Source organism: Pseudomonas sp. SH10-3B (assembly GCF_019891415.1).
Classification (GTDB): domain Bacteria; phylum Pseudomonadota; class Gammaproteobacteria; order Pseudomonadales; family Pseudomonadaceae; genus Aquipseudomonas.
Genome location: NZ_JAFLXD010000006.1, coordinates 11,807 through 34,435 on the forward strand (window position 1 = coordinate 11,807; position 22,629 = coordinate 34,435).

Annotated in this window: 21 protein-coding genes; 7 read left to right on the forward strand and 14 right to left on the reverse strand. The window is 58.8% G+C overall.

Features of this window, described 5'->3' with window-relative positions:
- Positions 1-95: 95 nt before the first annotated feature.
- The 4 genes from glpD to J1G35_RS06565 form a co-directional block, all read right to left on the reverse strand.
- A complete protein-coding gene (gene glpD / locus J1G35_RS06550) occupies positions 96-1,634 on the reverse strand; it encodes a glycerol-3-phosphate dehydrogenase (RefSeq protein WP_053133469.1) in 1,539 nt (512 codons plus the stop codon).
- Positions 1,635-1,859: 225 nt separating this feature from the next.
- Positions 1,860-2,615, reverse strand: coding sequence for a DeoR/GlpR family transcriptional regulator (locus J1G35_RS06555; RefSeq protein ID WP_027604598.1), 756 nt, complete (start codon positions 2,613-2,615; stop codon positions 1,860-1,862).
- A gap of 95 nt (positions 2,616-2,710) precedes the next feature.
- Positions 2,711-4,216 (reverse strand): glycerol kinase GlpK, encoded by a 1,506-nt coding sequence (glpK, locus tag J1G35_RS06560; RefSeq protein ID WP_223014165.1) that lies wholly within the window; start codon positions 4,214-4,216, stop codon positions 2,711-2,713.
- A 76-nt stretch (positions 4,217-4,292) separates the two neighbouring features.
- Positions 4,293-5,147 carry an MIP/aquaporin family protein gene (locus tag J1G35_RS06565; RefSeq protein ID WP_053133463.1) on the reverse strand — a complete coding sequence of 285 codons (855 nt, stop codon included), beginning with the start codon at positions 5,145-5,147 and terminating at the stop codon, positions 4,293-4,295.
- A 326-nt stretch (positions 5,148-5,473) separates the two neighbouring features.
- On the opposite strand from J1G35_RS06565, the gene ybaK reads away from it, so the two are divergent.
- Positions 5,474-5,944 (forward strand): Cys-tRNA(Pro) deacylase, encoded by a 471-nt coding sequence (gene ybaK / locus J1G35_RS06570; RefSeq protein WP_223014328.1) that lies wholly within the window; start codon positions 5,474-5,476, stop codon positions 5,942-5,944.
- A gap of 51 nt (positions 5,945-5,995) precedes the next feature.
- On the opposite strand, the gene J1G35_RS06575 is transcribed toward ybaK, so the two are convergent.
- Positions 5,996-7,105, reverse strand: a complete 1,110-nt coding sequence (locus J1G35_RS06575; RefSeq protein ID WP_053133457.1) for an ABC transporter ATP-binding protein — start codon at positions 7,103-7,105, stop codon at positions 5,996-5,998.
- Entirely contained in the window at positions 7,102-8,022 is a 921-nt protein-coding gene (gene argF / locus J1G35_RS06580) for an ornithine carbamoyltransferase (RefSeq protein ID WP_053133454.1), read from the reverse strand. Before argF ends, J1G35_RS06575 begins: the two co-directional genes overlap by 4 nt.
- Positions 8,023-8,454: 432 nt before the next feature.
- Here argF and J1G35_RS06585 point away from each other — a divergent pair, with 432 nt between their 5' ends.
- Together J1G35_RS06585 and grxD are read left to right on the forward strand one after the other, a co-directional pair.
- On the forward strand, positions 8,455-10,563 hold the full coding sequence (locus J1G35_RS06585; protein WP_053133451.1) for a molybdopterin oxidoreductase family protein: 2,109 nt from the start codon (positions 8,455-8,457) through the stop codon (positions 10,561-10,563).
- A gap of 86 nt (positions 10,564-10,649) precedes the next feature.
- Positions 10,650-10,988 carry a Grx4 family monothiol glutaredoxin gene (gene grxD, locus J1G35_RS06590; protein WP_027604591.1) on the forward strand — a complete coding sequence of 113 codons (339 nt, stop codon included), beginning with the start codon at positions 10,650-10,652 and terminating at the stop codon, positions 10,986-10,988.
- A gap of 100 nt (positions 10,989-11,088) precedes the next feature.
- On the opposite strand, the gene bfr is transcribed toward grxD, so the two are convergent.
- Both bfr and J1G35_RS06600 read right to left on the reverse strand, forming a co-directional pair.
- Positions 11,089-11,559 (reverse strand): bacterioferritin, encoded by a 471-nt coding sequence (gene bfr, locus J1G35_RS06595; RefSeq protein WP_053133448.1) that lies wholly within the window; start codon positions 11,557-11,559, stop codon positions 11,089-11,091.
- Positions 11,560-11,760: 201 nt separating this feature from the next.
- A complete protein-coding gene (locus J1G35_RS06600) occupies positions 11,761-11,979 on the reverse strand; it encodes a bacterioferritin-associated ferredoxin (RefSeq protein WP_010564137.1) in 219 nt (72 codons plus the stop codon).
- Positions 11,980-12,222: 243 nt separating this feature from the next.
- Here J1G35_RS06600 and J1G35_RS06605 point away from each other — a divergent pair, with 243 nt between their 5' ends.
- Positions 12,223-12,825 carry a peroxiredoxin gene (locus J1G35_RS06605; protein ID WP_003172097.1) on the forward strand — a complete coding sequence of 201 codons (603 nt, stop codon included), beginning with the start codon at positions 12,223-12,225 and terminating at the stop codon, positions 12,823-12,825.
- Positions 12,826-12,889: 64 nt separating this feature from the next.
- On the opposite strand, the gene rnt is transcribed toward J1G35_RS06605, so the two are convergent.
- Positions 12,890-13,564 (reverse strand): ribonuclease T, encoded by a 675-nt coding sequence (rnt, locus tag J1G35_RS06610; RefSeq protein ID WP_223014167.1) that lies wholly within the window; start codon positions 13,562-13,564, stop codon positions 12,890-12,892.
- Entirely contained in the window at positions 13,561-14,607 is a 1,047-nt protein-coding gene (gene pyrC / locus J1G35_RS06615; protein WP_053133443.1) for a dihydroorotase, read from the reverse strand. The genes rnt and pyrC overlap by 4 nt, the downstream gene beginning before the upstream one ends.
- Positions 14,608-14,763: 156 nt before the next feature.
- Between pyrC and J1G35_RS06620 the strand changes: the two genes are divergently transcribed.
- The 3 genes from J1G35_RS06620 (at position 14,764) to J1G35_RS06630 (ending at position 18,275) form a co-directional block, all read left to right on the forward strand.
- On the forward strand, positions 14,764-15,672 hold the full coding sequence (locus tag J1G35_RS06620) for an OmpA family protein (protein WP_053133441.1): 909 nt from the start codon (positions 14,764-14,766) through the stop codon (positions 15,670-15,672).
- A 129-nt stretch (positions 15,673-15,801) separates the two neighbouring features.
- Positions 15,802-17,019, forward strand: a complete 1,218-nt coding sequence (locus J1G35_RS06625; RefSeq protein ID WP_012722490.1) for an argininosuccinate synthase — start codon at positions 15,802-15,804, stop codon at positions 17,017-17,019.
- 623 nt (positions 17,020-17,642) lie between these two features.
- Positions 17,643-18,275, forward strand: coding sequence for a response regulator transcription factor (locus tag J1G35_RS06630; RefSeq protein WP_027604587.1), 633 nt, complete (start codon positions 17,643-17,645; stop codon positions 18,273-18,275).
- Positions 18,276-18,359: 84 nt separating this feature from the next.
- On the opposite strand, the gene J1G35_RS06635 is transcribed toward J1G35_RS06630, so the two are convergent.
- From J1G35_RS06635 to metG, 4 genes are all read right to left on the reverse strand, one after another.
- Positions 18,360-18,542 carry a hypothetical protein gene (locus tag J1G35_RS06635; protein WP_027604586.1) on the reverse strand — a complete coding sequence of 61 codons (183 nt, stop codon included), beginning with the start codon at positions 18,540-18,542 and terminating at the stop codon, positions 18,360-18,362.
- 107 nt (positions 18,543-18,649) lie between these two features.
- Positions 18,650-19,288, reverse strand: a complete 639-nt coding sequence (nth, locus tag J1G35_RS06640; protein ID WP_223014169.1) for an endonuclease III — start codon at positions 19,286-19,288, stop codon at positions 18,650-18,652.
- A gap of 146 nt (positions 19,289-19,434) precedes the next feature.
- Complete coding sequence (gene rsxB, locus J1G35_RS06645) at positions 19,435-20,397, reverse strand: electron transport complex subunit RsxB (RefSeq protein ID WP_223014171.1); 963 nt, start codon at positions 20,395-20,397, stop codon at positions 19,435-19,437.
- Positions 20,398-20,510: 113 nt separating this feature from the next.
- Positions 20,511-22,562: a methionine--tRNA ligase gene (metG, locus tag J1G35_RS06650; protein ID WP_053137469.1), complete on the reverse strand. Its 2,052-nt coding sequence runs from the start codon at positions 22,560-22,562 to the stop codon at positions 20,511-20,513.
- Positions 22,563-22,629: the final 67 nt, after the last annotated feature.

Sequence of the window (22,629 nt, forward strand, 5' to 3'; positions counted from 1 at the left end):
TACTGGCGAAGAATGCAAAAACGCCGCGTTTATTCTGAATAAACGCGGCGCTCTGAGGTTTTTGCGAGCACGCTCGCTCCTACAGTAAGGAGGGGTCAGGCTGCTTCGATCTTGCTGCGGCTCTGCTCAACCTTGGACAGGTAACGCTGCACGTTGTCCTGTTCCTGCGCAGTGGTGAACAGGCCGAGTTTGGTGCGGCGCCACAGCACGTCCTGGGGTTGGGTTACCCATTCTTGCGCACACAGGTAGTCGACCTCGCGGGTATACAGGCCGCCACCCAGGTGATCGCCCAGGTCAGCCAGCGATTGCACGCCCTCCAGCAGGCGCCAGGTGCGGCTGCCGTAGGTGGTGGACCAGCGGCGTGCGATCTCGCTCGGCAACCAGTCGAATTTGCTGCGAATAGCCTCGGCCAGGGCTTCTGGCGTGGTCATGTCCTCGCCGCCGGGCAGGCTGGCGGTGGCGGTCCAGCTTGGACGCATCTGCGTGAAGTAAGGCGCCAGTTGCGCCATCGCTGATTCGGCGAGCTTGCGATAGGTGGTCAGCTTGCCGCCGAACACCGACAGAATCGGCGCCTCGCCCACGCCACCGGATAGCGACAGGGTGTAGTCGCGGGTGATGGCCGACGGGTTGTCCGACTCGTCGTTGCACAGTGGGCGCACACCCGAGTAGGTGTGGACGATGTCGTCGCGGCTCAGCTGTTTCTTGAAGTGCGCGTTGACGACCTTGAGCATGTAGTCGGTTTCACCTTCGGTGATCGCCACTTTCGCCGGGTCGCCGGTGTATTCGCGGTCGGTGGTGCCGATGATGGTCAGGTGGTTCAGGTATGGAATGGTGAAGACGATACGCTGGTCTTCGTTCTGCAGAATGTGTGCGTGGGCGCCTTCATACAGTTTCGGCACGATCAGGTGGCTGCCCTGGATCAGGCGGATGCCGTAGGGCGAATCCAGCTTCAGGTCGTCCTTGATGAACTTGGCGACCCATGGGCCGGCGGCATTCACCAGCGCACGGGCGCGGATGGAGAACAGGCTGCCATCGGCGCGTTCCATGTTCATGTCCCACATGCCGTTGCTGCGATGGGCGCTGATGCAGCGGGTCTGGGTGTGGATATGCGCACCCTTTTCACGGGCGGCCATGGCGTTGAGTACTACCAGGCGGGCGTCGTCGACCCAGCAGTCGGAGTATTCGAAGCCTTTGGTGATTTCGCTTTTCAGCGGGCTGTCGGGACCGAACTTGAGGCTCTTGGAGCCGGCGAGTTTCTCGCGCTTGCCCAAGTGGTCATACAGGAACAAGCCGGCGCGGATCATCCATGCCGGGCGCAGGTGCGGGCGGTGGGGCAATACGAAGCGCATCTGCTTGACGATGTGCGGGGCCTTGGCCAGCAGCACTTCACGTTCGGCCAGGGCTTCGCGCACCAGGCGGAATTCGTAATGTTCGAGGTAGCGCAGGCCGCCGTGGATCAGCTTGCTGCTGGCGGAGGAGGTGTGGCTGGCCAAGTCATCCTTTTCGCAAAGGAATACCGACAAACCGCGCCCGGCTGCGTCTGCTGCAATCCCGACGCCATTGATCCCGCCACCGATTACGGCAACGTCATAGACTTCGGCAAGCGGTGGAGCAGGCAAGGTAGAAGGGTTCATCGGCTGGCCTCGGGATCTTTTTCGTATTGGAATTCGAACATTAATGTTCATTTGCGAAAATGGTAGCTGATAAACGCGGGCACAGCCACCCGACTTCGATTGAAAAAACTCATCGAAGGGCGGGAAAAAGAAAATTTGTGAACATGAAACCGAGGCAGGCTTAAGAAATGGCCTGTCAGATAGATCGTCATCGGGGGCAAGCCCCCGATGGCGTCAGTGCTGACGCTATACGACTTCCAGACGAACCTTGTGCTGATTCAACAACTGCACCAAGGCGGGCACCGGCTCCTGATCCGTCACCAGGCAGTCCACCAGGCTGATCGGTCCCAGGCGAATCATGGCATTGCGCCCGAATTTGCTCGAGTCCGCCGCCAGGATCACCTGGCGCGCATTGGCGATGATCGCCTGGGAAACCCGGACTTCCTGGTAGTCGAAGTCGAGCAGGCTGCCGTCCTCGTCGATGCCGCTGATACCCACCAGCGCGAAGTCGACCTTGAACTGGTTGATGAAATCGACACTGGCCTGACCCACCACACCGCCGTCACGGCGCACATTGCCGCCTGTCAGCAGTACATCGAAGTCGTCCTTTGCGCTAAGCATGGTGGCAACGTTGAGGTTATTGGTGATGATTTTCAGGTGATTGTGATTGAGCAGCGCGCGGGCAATGGACTCGGTAGTGGTACCGATATTGATGAACAACGAGGCGTGATCGGGAATTTGTGCCGCAATGGCTTCGCCGATGCGCTGTTTCTCGTCGCGCATCTGGTCGGCACGCATGGCGTAGGCGGTGTTCTCGACACTGGAGTCATAGGCTGCGCCGCCGTGGTAGCGGCGCAACAGATTGGCGTCCGCCAGTTGATTGATATCGCGGCGGATGGTTTGCGGGGTGACAACGAACAACTGCGCCATCTCCTCGATACTGACGTAGCCGCGTTCGCGGACCAGTTCGAGGATTTGTTGTTGGCGGGGAGGCAGATTCATGGGGCGTCCTTTGGGCTGCCATACAAAAGTGGCCCATGATGACGCAGGAATCTGCTCCCTACCAGTTACAACCCAATATGGGTCCGGCGCGTGGCTTATTCGGCGCCTTCGTGCGGTTCCCAATCACGGGTGCGGCTCACCGCTTTTTGCCAGCCGGCGTAGAGTTTCTCTTTGGCGGCTTCTTCCAGTTGCGGTTCGAATTCGCGCTCGATCACGGCTTTGCCGCGCAATTCGTCCAGGCTGCCCCAGAAGCCACAGGCCAGGCCCGCCAGGTAGGCGGCGCCGAGTGCCGTGGTTTCACGCATTTGCGGGCGTTCGACCTGGGTGCCGAGAATGTCGGCCTGGAATTGCATCAGGAAGTTGTTGGCTACCGCGCCGCCGTCGACACGCAGGGCCTTGAGGCGTTCGCCCGAGTCCTGTTGCATGGCGTCGAGTACGTCGCGGGTCTGGTAGGCGATCGACTCCAGGGCTGCACGAATGATGTGATCCACACGTACGCCACGGGTCAGGCCAAACAGTGCGCCACGGGCATACGGGTCCCAGTACGGAGCGCCCAGGCCGGTGAAGGCCGGGACCAGGTACACGCCGTTGCTGTCCTTGACCTTGCCGGCGAAGTATTCGGTGTCGGTGGCGTCGGCGATGATTTTCAGCTCGTCCCGCAACCACTGCACGGTGGAGCCACCGTTGAACACTGCGCCTTCCAGCGCGTAGGCCACTTCGCCACGCGGGCCGCAGGCGATGGTGGTGAGCATGCCGTGCTTGGACTTCACCGCTTTGTCGCCGGTGTTCATCAGCAGGAAGCAGCCGGTGCCGTAGGTGTTCTTGGCCTGGCCAGGTTCCACGCACATCTGGCCGAACAGCGCCGCTTGCTGGTCGCCGGCGATACCGCCGATGGCGATGCCGCTTTTGGTGCGGCCGTAGATCTCGGAAGAAGACTTCACTTCCGGCAGCATTTCCCGCGGAACGTCGAGGATCTCCAGCATCTTCGCATCCCACTCCAGGGTGTGGATGTTGAAGAGCATGGTGCGCGAGGCGTTGGTGTAGTCAGTGACGTGGGTTTTGCCGCCGGTAAATTTCCAGATCAGCCAGCTGTCGATGGTGCCGAACAGCAACTCGCCGTTGCGCGCACGCTCGCGGCTGCCTTCGACGTTATCGAGGATCCACTTGAGCTTGGTACCGGAGAAGTACGGGTCGGTGACCAGGCCGGTGGTGTCGTTGATGTATTGCTCGTGGCCGTCGCGCTTGAGCTGCTGGCAGATTTCGGTGCTACGGCGGCATTGCCAGACAATGGCGTTGTAGATCGGGCGGCCGGTGATCTTGTCCCATACCACGGTGGTTTCACGCTGGTTGGTGATACCGATGGCGGCGACCTGGTCATGGTGCAGGCCGGCTTGTGCCAGGGCCTCGACCATCACTGCGCTCTGGGTGGCGAAGATTTCCATCGGGTCATGTTCGACCCAGCCGGCTTGCGGGTAATGCTGAGTGAATTCACGTTGGGCGGTGCAGACCACGTTGGCGTCACGATCGAAGATGATCGCCCGGGAACTGGTGGTGCCCTGATCAAGGGCAATGATGTAGTTCTTATTCTCGATATCGGTCATGTCTATTGCCTTGGACGAAATAAGGAAGTCGGAAATCAGCCTGGGCCGCGAAGGGCAGGGGGCCAGGCTGGCGCTTTCAGGAAATACGAGTCTTGCCGTTGACAGCCGTGTCAGTTGTTTCAGCTACAGCAGGTGCGGCGCTCGGCAAGTGGCGGGCAATCAGCCCGCGATAGGCCGCAGCACCGAGGCATGCGCCGACAATCGGCGCGAAAATCGGAATCAGGAAGTAAGGAATGTCGCGACCGCCAGTAAAGGCCATTTCACCCCAGCCAGCGAAAAAGGTCATCAGCTTGGGCCCGAAATCCCGCGCCGGGTTCATCGCAAAGCCGGTCAGCGGGCCCATGGCGCTGCCAATTACCGCAATCAGCAGGCCGATCAGCAGTGGGGCCAGCGGGCCGCGTGGCAAGCCGTTGTTGTCATCGGTCAGGGCCATGATCACGCCCATCAGGATCGCGGTGATGACCATTTCCACCAGGAAGGCCTGGGCGGTGCTCAGCAGCGCGTGGGGGTAGGTGGAGAACACTGACGCCAATTCCAGGCTGGCTTGGGTGCCGCGCACCAGATGGTGAGTTTGTTCGTAATCGAAAAACAGGTTGCTGTAGAGGGTGTAGACCAGGGCGGCCGAACAGAAGGCTCCGGCGACCTGGGCAAGAATGTAGAAGGGCAGTTTGCGCTTGTCGAAGTCGGCAAAAATACACAGGGCGATACTGACCGCCGGGTTCAGGTGAGCCCCGGAAATACCGGCGCTCAGGTAGATCGCCATGCTGACGCCGATCCCCCAGATGATGCTGATTTCCCATAACCCAAAGCTGGCACCCGCGACCTTGAGCGCAGCGACACATCCCGTACCGAAGAAGATCAGCAGCGCAGTGCCCAGGAACTCGGCCATGCATTGGCTTGAAAGTGAAGGCTGTTGAAGAGCAGTTGTCATGGAAAACCTCGATTGTTGTTCTTGTCTGGCGCACTGCCTCAACGGGCGGTTGCGCGATTTTCACCGTGACGAGGATCCCCATCCAAGGCGCGGCTTACTGCTGGAACGCTGTAGATGTATTCCTACAGTATTCGGAAACGAAAAAATATAGACAAGAATGACTGCTGTCAAAGGTCGAAAGTGAACTGTCGGTCACTTTCGAACTATTGGTTTGATGAATGATCACGCTTGCTACGTTAAGCATTGTTGGTGAGGAGGGCGGACTAGAGCGTTTTGTGTGGGCTTGGCCTAGAATTGGCCATCTGTTTGCCACGCCCGGAGGCGTCATGACACCCGCACTGGATTTGTTGAAAAAAGTTCGCGCCGAACATCGCATCCACAGTTATGAACACGACCCCAAGGCGGCCTCCTATGGCCTGGAGGCCGCAGAGAAATTGAGCCTCGACCCGGCACAGGTGTTCAAGACCTTGTTGGCCAGCAGTGAGAAGGGCGAGTTATTGGTGGCCGTGGTGCCGGTCGTCGGAAGTCTGGATCTCAAAGCCCTTGCCCACGCGGCCGGGGTGAAAAAAGTCGAAATGGCTGACCCGGCGGCGGCGCAGCGTTCTACCGGTTACCTGCTGGGAGGCATCAGCCCATTGGGGCAGAAGAAGCGTTTGCGCACATTTATCGACGTGACGGCGCAGCCGTTTGCGACAATTTTTGTCAGTGCGGGCAGAAGGGGGCTGGAAGTGGAGTTGCCTGCCGCGGTGCTGGCGGAACATACCCAGGCCAAATTCGCAGAAATTGGCCGGGTTTAATCACGGTCTGTCGGAGAACCAATGTTGGGGGGGCAAGCCCCCTTCATTGACTCAGCCAGCCGGGCTGTAGCGCCGTACGCCGGATTCGGATCGAGGCACCTGCGCCGCGACGCTGCCTGAAGCCTGGAACAGCACCAAATGCTCAGCGGCCACGCGAATACCCACGTCCGCGCCCACCTGATGGTCAGCATGGCTGGGGAAAATCGACTCCAGCTGCGCGCCGGTCGGCAGTTGCAGGCGGTACAGGGTCGACGCGCCAAGGAAAGTCTTGCCGACGATCCGCGCCGTCAATGGGCTGTCTGGCGCATAGACGATGTCGTCCGGGCGCAGCAATACGTCCACTGCGCCCCCCGTAGGCCAGGTGTAGGCGCGGTTACCGCGCAGGTCGCCCAGTTCGGTATGCACGGAGTCGGGCGAGCTCAATTGGCCGCGGATGAAATAGCCTTGGCCGATAAAGCTGGCGACATACGGGGTCTGCGGCTCGTGATAGAGGTTGTAGGGCGTGTCCCACTGCTCAAGGCGACCTTCCTTGAAAACGCCCACATGGTCACTCACGGCGAACGCTTCTTCCTGGTCATGGGTCACCAGGATTGCACTGGTGCCGCGCGCCTTGAGGATGTCGCGCACCTCGTGGCTGAGCTTGCGCCGCAGTTCGCCGTCGAGGTTGGAGAACGGTTCGTCCAGCAGCAGCAGTTGTGGCTCTGGCGCCAGGGCGCGGGCCAGGGCGACGCGTTGCTGCTGGCCGCCTGACAGCTCATGGGGGAAACGCTTGCCCAGGTTCTTCAGGTTGACCAGTTCCAGTAACTCGGCGACCACACGGTCTTTTTGCGGGTGTTTGCGAATGCCGAAGGCGATGTTGTCGGCCACGCTGAGGTGGGGAAACAGCGCGTAGTCCTGGAACACCATGCCGATGCGACGTTTCTCCGGTGCCAGGGTAAAACCGGCGCTGGAGATCACTTCGCCCGCGAGGCGGATTTCGCCTTCGTGCACCGGCTCAAATCCGGCAATTGCGCGCAGGGTCGTGGTTTTGCCGCAGCCCGAAGAGCCGAGCAGGCAACCGATATCGCCGGCGTTGAGGTGCAGATTGAGGTTCTGCACCACACGTTGATCCTGATAGCCGCATGCCAGATCGCGCAAGCTCAGCAGTAATGGCTGGCTCATGCGTGGTGGTACGCCGGTTCGACGAGGAATTCGAGCAGGGCCTTTTGCGCGTGCAGGCGGTTTTCGGCTTGGTCCCAGGCCACGGAGCGCGGGTCGTCGAGCAGGTCGAGGCTGATCTCTTCACCACGGTGTGCTGGCAGGCAGTGCATGAACAGCGCATCGGGCGCGGCCAGGTCGAGCAGCTCACGCGTGACCTGGTACGGCGCGAACAAGGCGAGGCGCTTGGCCGTTTCATCTTCCTGGCCCATGGAGGTCCAGACGTCGGTGCTGACCAGGTGCGCGCCGATCACCGCATCCTTTGGATCGCGCAGGATTTGCACACGGCCATCGGCCTTGGCCAGGAACTCGGCGGCCGGTTCGAAGCCGTCCGGGCAGGCAATGCGCAGGTGGAAGTCGAACTGAATCGCCGCTTCTATATAGCTGTTGCACATGTTGTTGCCGTCACCGATCCAGGCCACGGTCTTGCCCTGGATTGAGCCACGGTGTTCAAGGAAGGTCTGCATGTCGGCCAGCAATTGGCACGGGTGCAGGTCATCGGACAGGCCGTTGATCACCGGCACGCGTGAGTTGGCGGCGAATTCGGTCAGGGTGCTGTGGGCGAAGGTGCGGATCATCACTGCATCGAGCATGCGCGACATGACGATGGCGCAATCGCTGATCGGCTCGCCACGGCCCAGCTGGGTGTCACGCGGCGACAGGAAGATGGCTTGGCCACCCAACTGGATCATGCCGGCTTCGAAGGACAGGCGGGTGCGGGTCGACGACTTCTCGAAAATCATCCCGAGCACGCGGTTTTTCAAAGGCTCGAACAGTACGCCGCGGTTACGCAGGTCTTTAAGCTCAATGCCTCGACGGATCACGCTGACCAGCTCTTCGGGCGTGCAATCCATCAGGGAGAGAAAGTGCCTTGCGCTCATCATTAACTACCTTTTTGCAACAGACCGCAGATACTCAAAGCCTTGTTTATTGTGACAACGGGCGAGACCTGCGGCGAAAGCCGCACGGGGCGACGAAATAGGGGAAGGCGCGATCTTATAATTAAATGTCGCGTCTTACCAATAGGGGCTACGGTTTTATGGGTGTTCAAGAAGGGCGCGAAAGCGCTTTTGAAGACGGTTTCCAGACAGCAGCGGGTCATTTGTACACTGGCGTTGCAACCTTTTGCAATGCGCAGGGGCGGGCCCAGGCCAGGCTGCGTCGGTTTTAGGCGTCGCCTGGAGGCTCTGTAACATTTGCTCATGTTTGCTTATCGCCTGGCCTGATGGCTATCGATTCACAGGGCGAACGATGCTGGTGCCTGTCGTGGTCACGGCCCATAGTCGAACCAAAGCCCTATAAAGAGACTGGCCATGACCAAGACTCTCCACCACCGTGCCTGCCATCTGTGTGAAGCCATTTGTGGCTTGACCCTGGAAACCACCCAAGCCGAAGACGGCAGCCTGGCGATAACTTCGATCAAGGGCGACCCGCTGGACAGTTTCAGTCGTGGCCACATCTGCCCGAAGGCTGTGGCCTTGCAGGACATCCAGAATGATCCCGACCGCCTGCATCAGCCCATGCTGCGGGTGGGCAGCGAATGGCAGCCAATCCCGTGGGATGAGGCATTTGCCCTGATCGCCGAGCGGCTGGCGGGCATCCAGGCCCGGCATGGGCAGAATGCGGTGGCGGTGTACCAGGGCAACCCCAGCGTGCACAACTATGGGCTGATGACCCACAGCAACTACTTCCTGGGCCAGCTCAAGACGCGCAACCGGTTTTCGGCCACCTCCGTGGACCAGTTACCCCATCATCTCACCAGCCACCTGATGTACGGTCACGGGCTGTTGCTGCCGATTCCGGACATCGATCACACCGACTTCATGCTGATCCTGGGCGGCAACCCGCTGGCCTCCAACGGCAGCATCATGACCGTGCCCGATGTGGAGAAGCGCCTCAAGGCCATCCAGGCCCGGGGCGGTAAAGTGGTGGTGGTTGACCCACGGCGCAGTGAGACGGCGGCGATTGCTGATCAGCACCTGTTCGTGCGCCCTGGCGGCGATGCGGCGTTGCTGTTCGGGGTACTCAACACGTTGTTTACCGAGCACCTGACGCGTGACAGTCATTTGCCGGTGGAGGGCCTTGAGGAGGTGCGCCGCGCGATCGCTGGTTTTACCGCCGAAGCCATGAGCCGCCAGTGTGCCGTGCCTGCTGGACAGATCCGCCAGTTGGCGCGGGACTTTGCGGCTGCGGACAAAGCTGTGTGTTACGGGCGCATGGGGGTTTCAACCCAGGCATTCGGTACGCTGTGCCATTGGCTGGTGCAGTTGATCAACCTGGTCACTGGCAATCTGGATCGTGTGGGCGGCGCCCTGTGCACGACGCCGGCGGTGGATCTGGTGGCGTCGACCGGTGGCGGGCACTTCAATCGCTGGCAGAGCCGGGTTTCCGGGCGTCCGGAATATGGTGGTGAGTTGCCGGTATCGGCTCTGGCTGAAGAAATGCTTACCGAAGGCGAAGGACAAATCCGCGCGCTGGTGACGGTGGCTGGCAATCCGGTGCTGTCGACGCCTAACGGTCGCCAGTTGGAGCAGGCCCTGGATGGGTTGGAGTTCATGGTCAGCGTCGACCTGTATATCAACGAGACGACGCGGTATGCCGACCTGATCCTGCCGTCCACCTCGGCGCTGGAAAACGATCATTACGACACCACCTTCAACATGTTTGCAGTGCGTAATGTCACGCGCTTCAATCGTGCGATCCTGCCCAAACCCGCAGGGGCTTTGCACGACTGGGAAATTTTCGTCGGTTTGGCCAAAGCATTCGCGGCGCAGACCGGTGGTGTGCTCAAACCGACGATGCCGCCCGCGCAGATGATCGATTTCGGGTTGCGTGCAGGGGCTTACGGTGATGCGTCCAGTCATAAACTGTCGGTAGCGATGTTGGCTGATCATCCCCATGGCATGGATTTGGGGCCTTTGCAGCCCAATCTCGCGGCGCGTTTGAAAACACCGGACGGCAAGGTGCAGGCGGCGCCGGCGGTGATTCTTGCCGACCTGGCGCGTTTTGCGGCGCAACCCATGCCTGTGGCTGACGAGTTACTGCTGATCGGCCGTCGTCATGTGCGCAGCAATAATTCCTGGATGCATAACTATCATCGGTTGGTGAAGGGTAAGCCCCGACACCAGTTGCATATGCATCCCGACGACCTGAGCAGTCGACAGTTGAGTGATGGTCAGCGGGTGCGTGTCAGTTCGCGTATCGGCATGATCGAGGTGGAAGTGGTCGCCAGCCTGGACATGATGCCCGGCGTGGTCAGCCTGCCCCATGGTTGGGGCCACGGCCGGCCGGGCGTTCAGATGAGCATTGCCAGTGGGCAGCCGGGGGCGAGTGCGAATGACTTGACCGACGAGCGGCAACTGGATGAGTTATCGGGCAATGCGGCCTTGAATGGCGTGCCGGTCCAAGTCGCTGCTGCATAAGCAGGCCGAGCACCGCGTTGGAATTTTGCGTTACAATGCGCCACCGTGCCGACCTGTGAGTCGCAAAGTTCCAGCCGAGGTGTTCCATGGATATCATCGAAACGATCAAAGAGCAGATTGCCAACAACACCATTCTGCTTTACATGAAGGGCGCGCCTAACGCTCCTCAGTGCGGTTTCTCCGCGAAGGCTTCCCAGGCTGTGATGCAGTGTGGCGAGAAGTTCGCTTACGTGGATATCCTGCAAAACCCGGAAATCCGCGCCAACCTGCCGAAGTACGCCAATTGGCCTACTTTCCCACAACTGTGGGTAGCCGGTGAGCTGGTCGGCGGTAGCGATATCATCACTGAAATGGCAGCGGATGGTTCGTTGCAGGCGCTGATCAAAGACGCAGCGGCCAACGCCGCCGCCAAGACCGACGCCTGATCTGTAGGAGCCGGCAAGCCGGCTCCTACAAGTCACCGGTCAATAAAAAGCCCCGCTTCTCATTCGAGAGCGGGGCTTTTTTGTACCTGTCGCCTAAGGGTTACTCACCCATCTGCGATTGCAGGTAGTTTTCCAGGCTGACTTTGTCGATCAGGCCCAGTTGGGTTTCCAGCCAGTCGATATGTTCTTCCTGGTCTTCCAGGATATCTTCGAGCAGTTCACGGCTGCCAAAGTCACCCTTGGTTTCGCAGTGCGCGATGGCGGCCTTGATGTCGCTGTGGCTCTTGCGCTCAAAGCCGAGGTCGCTGCTGATCATTTCCTGGGTGTGCTCGCCGATGTTCAGCTTGCCCAGGTCCTGTACGTTCGGCAGGCCCTCCAGGAACAGAATGCGCTTGATCAGCGCGTCGGCGTCCTTCATGGCCTTGATGGATTCTTTGTATTCGCGCTTGCCGAGCTTTTCCAGGCCCCAATCGTCGTACATGCGTGCATGTAGAAAGTACTGATTGATCGCGACCAGTTCATTGGCAAGGATTTTATTGAGTTGCTGGATGACTGAGATGTCGCCTTTCATGACTGGGGTCCTGCCCTGTAATAGCTGTGTATAGGGCGGAGTTTGAGCGGCCAATTCTCTAGTGTCAAACCTAAGTTATTGAATAATAAATGAAAATTAATCGGAATAAGAATGTTTGTGTTCCGCGTCTTGGCGCTAACTAATTGAATTACAGGCATAAAAAAACCGGACGCTAAGTCCGGTTCTTTAAAACACGCCTAATTAAGCGTGTGTAAATTCTGCTGAGTAGGGGAGCGCGGCCTGGGCTGTTTGCAGCTGCGTCAGGGTTTCCCGTACCACTTGCTTGGCGAGGCAAGCACATTTGCCACACTGGCTGGCAACGCCGGTGGTTTCACGTACTTCCTTGTAGCTGCAGCAACCTTCGTAGATTGCTTCGCGGATTTGTCCGTCGGTGACGCCGGTACACAGGCACACATACATAAGGGAGAACCGTCGCGGGTTAAGGCTTAAGTGCGGTGGATCTTAATGTTAACGAGAATGATTGTCAAAGTAGATTTGTAGGCTATTCGGCGGCACGGCCCTCGGGCTGACGAGCGGTTTTTTCAGTGTATGATGGTCGGTCTTCACGAAGCGTGACTGCGTCACAGGGCTGTCGCCTAAACGCGGCAGACTCAGGGCCGGTCCTTTTACTTCAATCGTCACCCTCACATCAGGAGATACCCAATGAGCGTACTCGTCGGCAAACAAGCCCCGGATTTCGACGTACCAGCCGTACTCGGCAATGGCGAAATCGTTGACAGCTTCAAACTGTCTGAAGCCATCAAAGGCAAATACGGCCTGGTGTTCTTCTACCCGCTGGACTTCACCTTCGTCTGCCCGTCGGAGCTGATCGCTCTGGATCACCGCATGGACGATTTCAAGGCGCGTAACGTTGAAGTGGTAGCCGTTTCCATCGACTCCCATTTCACCCACAACGCCTGGCGCAACACCGCCATCAATGATGGCGGCATCGGCAAAGTCAAATACACCATGGCTGCCGACATGAAGCACGACATCGCCAAAGCCTATGATGTTGAGTCCGAAGGCGGCGTGGCTTTCCGTGGCGCGTTCCTGATCGATGACAAGGGCGTTGTGCGTTCCCAGATCATCAACGACCTGCCGCTGGGTCGTAACATGGAAGAGCTGATCCGTCTGGTTGACGCTCTGCAATTCCACGAAGAGCACGGCGAAGTCTGCCCTGCTAACTGGAAAAAAGGCGACAAGGGCATGAACGCTTCGCCAGAAGGCGTTGCGGCTTACCTGACCGAGAACGCTGGCAAGCTGTAAGCCAGGTTCGAGGTAAAAAAAACCGGCCTGAGAAGGCCGGTTTTTTTATGCGCGGGATTTGACCTCAGTCGCCGAAGTCTTCCCAGCCGCCCATCTGCTTCCAGCGGTTGACGATGCCGCAGAACAGCTCAGCCGTTTTCTCGGTGTCATAGCGGGCCGAGTGGGCTTCGCGACCGTCGAAGTCGATACCGGCCGCCTGACAGGCTTTGGCCAATACGGTCTGGCCGTAGGCCAAGCCCGCGAGGGTGGCAGTGTCGAAGCTGGAGAACGGGTGAAACGGGTTGCGCTTCATGTCCAGCCGCGTCACGGCGGCATTCAGGAAGCCCAGGTCGAAGCTGCTGTTATGGCCCACCAGGATCGCGCGCTTGCAGCCGTTGGCCTTCAACGCCTTGCGTACGCCACGGAAGATATCGGTCAGCGCCGCCTCTTCACTGACGGCCATGCGCAATGGGTGATCGAGCTTGATCCCGGTGAACTCCAAGGCTGCCGCTTCGATGTTGGCACCCTCAAACGGCTCGACGCGGAAGAAGTGGGTGTGTTCTGGATACACAAAGCCCTGTTCGTCCATGCCGATAGTTGTTGCGGCGATTTCCAGCAGTGCATCGGTGGCGCAATTGAAGCCGCCGGTTTCTACGTCGATAACGACAGGCAGGTAGCCACGGAAGCGTTCGGCCATCGGGTGGCGTGAACCACCACCGCTGCCTTGTTCCTGGTCGTCATCGTAATGGTCTTCACTCACTTGCTTTCCTCCAGCAGGCGCCAGCGCAGTGTTTCACCGGCGCGCAGCGGGATAACGGTCAGCTCGCCAAATGGCAGGCTGGCAGGGGCGGTCCAGTCTTCACGGACCAGGGTGATACGGTCGGTATTCGCCGGCAGGCCGTAGAAGCGCGGGCCATTGAGGCTGGCGAAGCCCTCTAGTTTGTCCAGGGCGTTGCGCTGCTCGAACGCTTCGGCGTAGAGCTCAATGGCGGCGTAGGCGGTGTAGCAACCGGCACATCCGCACGCGGCTTCTTTTGCGTGTTGGGCGTGGGGCGCAGAGTCGGTGCCGAGGAAAAACTTCGGATTACCGCTGGTCGCGGCATCCAGCAGGGCCACCTGATGGGTATTGCGCTTTAGGATCGGCAGGCAATAGAAGTGCGGCCGAATCCCGCCCACCAGCATGTGGTTGCGGTTGTACAGCAGGTGATGGGCGGTGATGGTCGCGCCGACGTTGGCCGACGCCTCGGTGACGAACTGCACGGCATCGGCCGTGGTGATGTGCTCGAACACCACCTTGAGGGTCGGGAACAGCTCGACCACGCGGCGCATGTGCTCGTCGATGAAGATTTTCTCGCGATCGAACACGTCCACATCGCCACGGGTGACTTCACCGTGGATCAGCAGCGGCATGCCGACTTCGGCCATGGCTTCGATGGCGGGCAGGATCTTGTCGATACTGGTCACGCCGGAATCGGAGTTGGTGGTCGCGCCGGCCGGGTACAGCTTGGCGGCGTGCACGAAACCGCTGGCCTTGGCCTCGCGAATCTCGGCGGGCTGGGTGCGGTCGGTGAGGTAGAGCACCATCAACGGTTCGAAGCGGCTGCCGGCCGGCCGTGCAGCGAGGATACGCTGGCGATAGGCATCGGCTTCAGCGGCGTTACGCACCGGTGGTACCAGGTTAGGCATGATGATGGCGCGGCCAAACGTACGCGCTACATCGGCCACGGTTTGGGGCAACGCAGCACCATCGCGAAGATGAATATGCCAGTCGTCGGGACGCAGCAGGGTCAGGCGGTCGGACATTGGGGATTCCAGGCGGGTCAATCTGGTGGGAATGCTACCGGAAAAGACTCTTGCAGGCACTCGCTATCAAGTTTTGCAGGATGCATCCGATAGCCTTTCGTATGCCTTATCGATGTATGACGCTTTGAAGTGTTGTAGAAACCAGTGGAGCCTCCCGTGCGCCAGCATTATCTAGCCCTGCTCAGTGTGTTCGCCAGCCTGCCTGCGATGGCCCTCACGTTCCAGACACGTCTGGAGAATATTGAGTGGAAGGTGGAGGGGGACAAGTTCGAGTGCCGCCTGACCCAACCGATCACCGACTTCGGTTCGGGTGAGTTCGTGCGCCGGGCCGGCGAGCAGGCGACGTTTCGTCTGAAAGCCTATAACGGTTCGCTGGGCGCCGGATCGGCCACCTTGTTGGCCGCTGCTGCTCCCTGGCAGCCCGGTCGGGGTGACATCAATCTCGGTGCCGTGCGTGCCGGCAGCGGCGATGTGCTGTTCAACAGCTCCCAGGCCCAGGCCGGGCGTCTGTTCAACGGTTTGCTCGATGGGCGCTCGCCCACCGTGCGGCACTACGGACGTGAGGGCGGCTATTCAGAGATTCGCCTGCTGCCGGTGAAATTCAACAAGGCCTACAGCGACTATCAGTTGTGCACGGCCAAGTTGCTGCCGATGAATTACGATCAGGTCAAGCAGACCGAAGTGGGCTTCCCCGGTGGTGGCATCGAGTTGGACGCAGCGGCGAAGCAGAAGCTGGCGGTGATTCTCGAATTCATGAAGGCGGACCCTACCGTCAACCATATCGAGCTGAACGGTCACTCGGACAACAGCGGTAATCGCCTGAGCAACCGTGATGTTTCACGCCGTCGCGCGCTGGCGGTGATGGACTACTTCAAGGCCAACGGTATCCAGGAGTCCCAGATCACCCTGCGGTTCCATGGCGAAAGTTACCCCTTGGCGCCCAACACCAATGCCGCCAACCGCGCTCGTAACCGCCGTGTGAATATTCAGCTCGAACGTGTGGCCGCCCCCGAGAAACCGGCGCCCCAGGCCACTGGCCCGAGCAACCCTGCGCACACGTCGTAACCTGCGACCATCGGTCGCTCGCTCGACATAATCTGTCGCTTTATCTTCATTTGCTGTCGCGCCCCTGTAAATCCACGGTTTTGATCGGTAGAATCGACGCCTTTCCGTACAACCCCGTGGAGTGATGGCATGGCCGACGTAAACAAGGTCGTTCTCGCGTATTCCGGCGGCCTGGACACTTCGGTGATCCTCAAGTGGCTGCAGGATACTTATAACTGTGAAGTGGTGACCTTCACCGCTGACCTGGGTCAGGGCGAAGAGGTCGAACCTGCACGCGCCAAGGCGCAAGCCATGGGCGTGAAAGAGATCTACATTGACGACCTGCGCGAAGAGTTCGTCCGCGATTTCGTCTTCCCGATGTTTCGCGCCAACACCGTCTACGAAGGCGAGTACCTGCTGGGTACTTCCATCGCACGTCCGCTGATCGCCAAGCGCCTGATCGAAATCGCCAACGAAACCGGTGCCGATGCCATTTCCCATGGCGCTACCGGCAAGGGCAACGACCAGGTGCGTTTCGAACTGGGTGCCTACGCGCTCAAGCCCGGCGTGAAAGTGATTGCCCCTTGGCGTGAATGGGACCTGCTGTCCCGTGAAAAGCTGATGGATTACGCTGAAAAGCACGCGATCCCGATCGAGCGTCATGGCAAGAAGAAGTCCCCGTACTCGATGGACGCCAACCTGCTGCACATCTCCTATGAAGGCGGCGTGCTGGAAGACACCTGGACCGAGCACGAAGAAGACATGTGGAAATGGACCGTCTCCCCGGAGAACGCTCCAGACAAGCCGCAGTACCTGGAACTGACCTACCGCAACGGCGATATCGTCGCGCTGGACGGCGTCGAAATGACCCCGGCCACCGTATTGGCGACCCTGAACCGTATCGGTGGCGAACACGGTATCGGCCGCCTCGACATCGTCGAGAACCGCTATGTGGGCATGAAGTCCCGTGGCTGCTACGAAACCCCGGGCGGCACCATCATGCTGCGTGCCCACCGCGCCATCGAGTCCATCACCCTGGACCGTGAAGTGGCTCACCTGAAAGACGAGCTGATGCCCAAGTACGCCAGCCTGATCTACACCGGCTACTGGTGGAGCCCTGAGCGTCTGATGCTGCAACAGATGATCGACGCTTCCCAGGCCCACGTGAACGGCGTTGTGCGTCTTAAGCTGTACAAGGGCAACGTGATCGTTACCGGTCGCAAGTCCGATGATTCGCTGTTCGACGCCAACATCGCCACCTTCGAAGAAGATGGCGGCGCCTACAACCAGGCAGATGCAGCGGGCTTTATCAAGTTGAATGCGTTGCGCATGCGCATTGCTGCCAACAAGGGTCGCTCGTTGTTCTGAGTATTTAGCGTGTTGTGAAAAATGGCCCCTTGTATAAGGGGCCATTTTTTTTGCCTGAGAATTTGGACTAATCCAAGTTGTTTAAACTTGTTCAGTCAGTTTTCAAACTTTTTGATGCGCTGGAATTTTTTCGGTTGTGTTGTGCGCTATCTACATTTTTTGTAGGGAGAGAATGATTTTTTACACTCTTGTAGGAACCAGTCTTACAGATAATTCACTCATATAGGTGCGATGAGTATGTAAGAAGCCTAAAGTTCTGTAGGAAATAAGGATGTAAGTAAATATGTTAAATGGAACTGAAACTACCGATTTTTCTCTGCCGGCTCCAGCAGTCTCAGGCGCCAGGCAAGGGGCATTTCCTGATAGTTGCGTGCGCAATGTTTACCTTGCCTACTCGGGAGCCTGTGAATTTCACTCAAAATATGTGAAGCACCGGAAAGTTCTGAAAGGCTCCATAAAACTGGAAACATCCGAATTGGTGTTTTTTTGTAGGGCATTTCCTTTATCGCTGTGGGTTGGGTCTCTGCTTGCTGTTGCTCGGGGGGGAACGCTATGCCAACTAGGAAACGACTAGGCTATTGTGTTTGCTCTAAATAATTCGAACAGCGAAATTGGACTTTCTCATGAATAAAGTGCTGATCGTAGATGATCATCCCGTCATTCGTCTTGCTGTACGTATGCTAATGGAACGTCATGGTTATGAGGTCGTTGCCGAGACCAATAACGGTGTCGATGCGTTGCAACTTGCACGGGAGCATATGCCGGACATTGTCATACTGGATATTGGGATTCCCAAACTCGATGGCCTGGAAGTTATCTGCCGGCTCTCGTCTACCAAGCAGGCGGTTCCGTTCAAGGTCCTGGTACTCACATCCCAGGCCCCAGGTCACTTTTCCATGCGCTGCATGCAGGCGGGCGCTGCTGGCTATGTGTGCAAACAACAGGACCTGACCGAGTTGCTGAGTGCGATCAAGGCGGTTTTATCCGGCTACAGCTATTTTCCAAACCAGGCGCTCAACTCGGTGCGCTCCACCATGGGCAATGCCAGCGAGGCCGATATGGTAGAGCGGTTGTCTGGCCGGGAAATGATGGTGTTGCAGCAATTGGCTCGGGGCAGAACCAACAAGGAGATCGCCGACGGTATGTTTCTAAGCAACAAGACTGTCAGTACCTACAAGACGCGCCTGCTGCTCAAGCTCAATGCCCGCTCTCTGGTGGATCTGATCGAATTGGCTCAGCGTAACGGCTTGGTATAGATGAGGGCACATAACTGCACCCAGGCAGCGTAACCGGCAGAAAAAAGCCTCCGTCAGGGAGGCTTCCGGCCGTCGACCGCTCGATCAGAGGTCGAAGTCGTAGTCGGCCAGTTGTTTTTGCAAGCGTCGTTCTTCCAGAAGGTTGTCGATAGTACGGCGTTTGCTCAGATTGGTCTTGGCCACCTCTGCTACAGGGGCTTCTACGCCATCGTCCTCCGACTCAACGAGGTCGTCTTCCACATCCAACTGTTCTTTGTCAGTGCTCATAACGTTAACTCCGGAGTAAGACTGCCGTTGGCGCCCCTTATAACGATAATCCATGAGTGGGTAAAAAAGATTTTTTCAATCGACTGATCGAAAAAGCCAATGAACCCTCAATCGTCCGACGTCTTGTCCTTGTATTCGCACAGGTCTTCAATGCGGCAACTGCCGCAGCGTGGCTTGCGGGCCTGGCAAACATAACGTCCATGCAGGATCAGCCAATGGTGGGAGTCGAGCAGGAATGCCTTGGGCACAAACTTCATTAACTGCTTCTCCACTTCAACCACGTTCTTGCCACGGGCAATACCGGTTCGATTACTGACCCTGAAGATATGGGTGTCCACGGCCATAGTGAGTTGCCTGAAGGCGGTGTTGAGCACCACGTTGGCGGTTTTGCGGCCCACCCCTGGCAGGGCTTCCAACGCTTCGCGGGTTTGCGGCACTTCGCTGCCGTGCAGTTCTACCAGCAAGCGGCAAGTCTCGATGACATTCTTGGCCTTGCTGTTGTAGAGGCCGATGGTCTTGATGTATTCCGACAACCCTTCCACACCCAGCGCATAAATCGCCTCTGGGGTGTTTGCCACAGGGTATAGCTTGGCCGTGGCCTTGTTGACGCCAACGTCTGTGGATTGGGCCGACAGGATCACTGCAATCAGTAACTCGAACGGCGAGGAGTAGGCCAGTTCGGTCTTGGGTTCCGGATTGTCTTCGTGAAGCCTGCGGAAAATTTCCAGGCGTTTTGCGGCGTTCATGGGGTGGAAGGTTCCTTGCGGGCAGTCAGCGTAGTTTCGAATAGTGGAGCCAGGTCTGGAACCTGCGAGCAGTCACCCGGGCAGGATAACCCCAACAGGTATCAATGTGGTGCCGGCGATGGGCCGTAACAACCCACGATGATCAGTTACATGCCATGGGCATCTACCTGACGTTGCGCGTCGTCGAGCTTATGTTGCGCGTCGGCCAATTGCTGCGGATCGGCGTGTTGATCCAGAGCTTTCTTCAACTCGGCCCGACGCATCGCCAGTTGGATTTTGGCGCGTTTAAGGTCGGCGTGGTTGGCGGCTGGCAGCGGTTTCGCGGGCGTGTCGTTCTGGTCCAGGGCGGCCAGTGCCTGCTCCGCGGCTTCGAACTGCTGTTGCAGCACGATCAGTTGGGATTGCTGCTCAAAGGTCGGCGGATGCCCAAAAGCCTTCAAGGATTTGTGCAACTGGGCGCGGCTCATGGCCACATTGATCTTGGCTTTTTTCACCGTCGCATCCTGGGCGGCTCGCGCAGCGTCAGGTGGCAAAGGTTGCACCGATGCTGAGCGCTTGGCCCGTGCCAAACGCTCGGCAATCCTGTGTTCTTCTTCCCGTTGCAGGCGCGCATTGCGTTGTTCAAAGCGGCGCCGGGCACGGTCGCGCTTGAAACCTCGCTCACGGCGTTGATCGTCGTTGGCGGCCAGGCCTCCGACGATCGGCAGCCCTGCGGCCAGCGGGCGCATCTCAATGCAATCGACAGGGCAGGGCGCCACACAGAGGTCGCAGCCGGTGCACTCATCGATGATAACGGTGTGCATCAACTTGGCAGCGCCGACAATCGCGTCGACCGGGCAGGCCTGGATGCATTTGGTGCAGCCGATGCACTCGGCCTCGCGGATGTAGGCGACTTGGGCCGGGGCTTCACCGCAGCTGGTGTCCAGTTCCAGAACTGGCACACGCAGCAATAGCGCAAGGCCAGCGATGGTCTCCTGGCCTCCGGGTGGGCACTTGTTGATTGCCTCGCCTCGGGCGATGCCTTCGGCGTAAGGCTTGCAGCCCGGGTGCCCGCACTTGCCGCATTGGGTCTGTGGCAGCAGCGCGTCGATACGTTGAATCAGGTTCATGGAGTGATCATTGGCATGCCGGTTGAACAAACAGGGTCTGATTATCCGGCAAGCGAGAAAGGGGGACTAGCTGAAAAGCCCCGTCGCTGAAACGACAGGGCTGTCTTGCAGGCTTACTTGATGCGTTGACCAGGCTTGGCGCCGCTGTCCGGGCTCAACAGGTAGATCTCTTCACCGCCGGGGCCGGCCGCCATCACCATGCCTTCGGAGATACCGAACTTCATTTTCCGTGGCTTGAGGTTGGCGATCATCATGGTCAGGCGACCATCGAGCTTGGATGGATCCGGATAAGCGCTCTTGATCCCGGAGAACACGTTGCGTTGTTCATCACCGATATCCAGTGTCAGGCGCAGCAGCTTGTCCGCGCCTTCCACGGCTTCGGCCTTGATGATCAGCGCAACACGCAGGTCTACAGCGGCAAAGGCGTCGAACTCGATTTCCGGAGAAAGCGGGTCCTTGGCCAGCTCGCCGTTACCGGCCGGCTTGGATTCGCCGGTATCGGTCTGGCTGGCGGCCAGGTCTTCTTTCGAGGCGTCGGTCATGGCCTGGACCTTGACTGGGTCGATACGGGTCATCAATGGCTTGAACTCGTTCAACTGATGGTTACTGAGCCAGGTAGCGTGGTCGTTCCAGGTCAGCGGCGCGACGTTGAGGAACGCCTCGGCGTCGGCGGCCAGCAATGGCAGTACCGGCTTGAGGAAGATCACCAACTGGCGGAACAGGTTGACGCCTGTGGCACAAATCGCCTGGACCTCAGCCTGCTTGCCTTCCTGTTTGTTCAGCGACCATGGAGCCTTATCGGCGATCCAGGCGTTGGCACGGTCGGCCAGGCCCATGATCTCGCGCATGGCGCGGGCAAAGTCGCGGGCTTCATAGGCGTCGGCGATGCTTGGCGCGGCGGCCAGGAACGCTTCAGTCAACTCTGGCGCGGCGTTCTCGGCCACCAGCAGGCCGGCGTTACCCTTTTGGATAAAACCGGCGCATCGGCTGGCGATGTTGACGACTTTGCCCACGAGGTCCGAGTTGACCTTCTGCACGAAGTCTTCCAGGTTCAGGTCCAGGTCGTCGACGCCACGGCCCAGCTTGGAGGCGTAGTAGTAGCGCAGGTATTCGGGCGACAGGTGATCCAGGTAAGTGCGCGCCTTGATAAAGGTGCCACGTGATTTGGACATTTTCTGGCCATTGACCGTCAGGTAGCCGTGTACAGCGATGCCGGTCGGCTTGCGGTAGCCCGAACCTTCGAGCATCGCTGGCCAGAACAGGGCGTGGAAGTTGACGATGTCCTTGCCGATGAAGTGGTACAGCTCGGCGGTCGAGTCCTTGCTCCAGAACGCATCGAAGTCCAGCTCCGGCGTACGGTCGCAGAGATTCTTGAAGCTGGCCATGTAGCCGATCGGCGCGTCCAGCCACACGTAGAAGTATTTGCCGGGCTCGCCTGGGATCTCGAAGCCGAAGTACGGCGCATCGCGGGAGATGTCCCACTGTTGCAGGCCGGCGTCCAGCCATTCGGCGATCTTGTTCGCCACGGCGTCCTGCAGGGTGCCGCTGCGGGTCCAGGTTTGCAGCATCTGCTGGAAATCCGGGAGTTTGAAGAAGAAGTGCTGGGAATCCTTGAGCACCGGAGTAGCGCCGGAAATCGCCGACTTAGGATCCTTCAGGTCGGTGGGTGCATAGGTGGCACCGCATTTTTCACAGTTGTCGCCGTACTGGTCTTCAGTGCCGCATTTCGGGCAGGTGCCCTTGATGAAGCGGTCGGCCAGAAACATTTTCTTTTCCGGGTCGAAATACTGGGTGATCGAGCGCGTGGCAATGTGCCCGGCGTCCTTCAACCGCAGGTAGATCTGGCTCGACAGCTCGCGGTTTTCTTCGGAGTGGGTCGAGTGGAAATTGTCGAAATCCACCAGGAACTCGGCAAAGTCGGCGCTGTGTTCAGCCTGCACATTGGCGATCAGTTGTTCCGGGGTGATCCCTTCCTTTTCGGCGCGCAGCATGATGGCCGAACCGTGGGCGTCGTCCGCGCAGACATAGATGCATTGATTGCCGCGATGCTTCTGGAAGCGCACCCACATATCGGTCTGGATGTACTCAAGCATATGGCCAAGATGGATGGAACCATTGGCATAGGGCAGGGCGCTGGTGACGAGGATCTTGCGTGGCTCGGACATGGGGCTCGGCTACTTGATGAAACGGAGGTCGGCCACTATAAAGCGCCGGGAAATTTATTTCACCCCG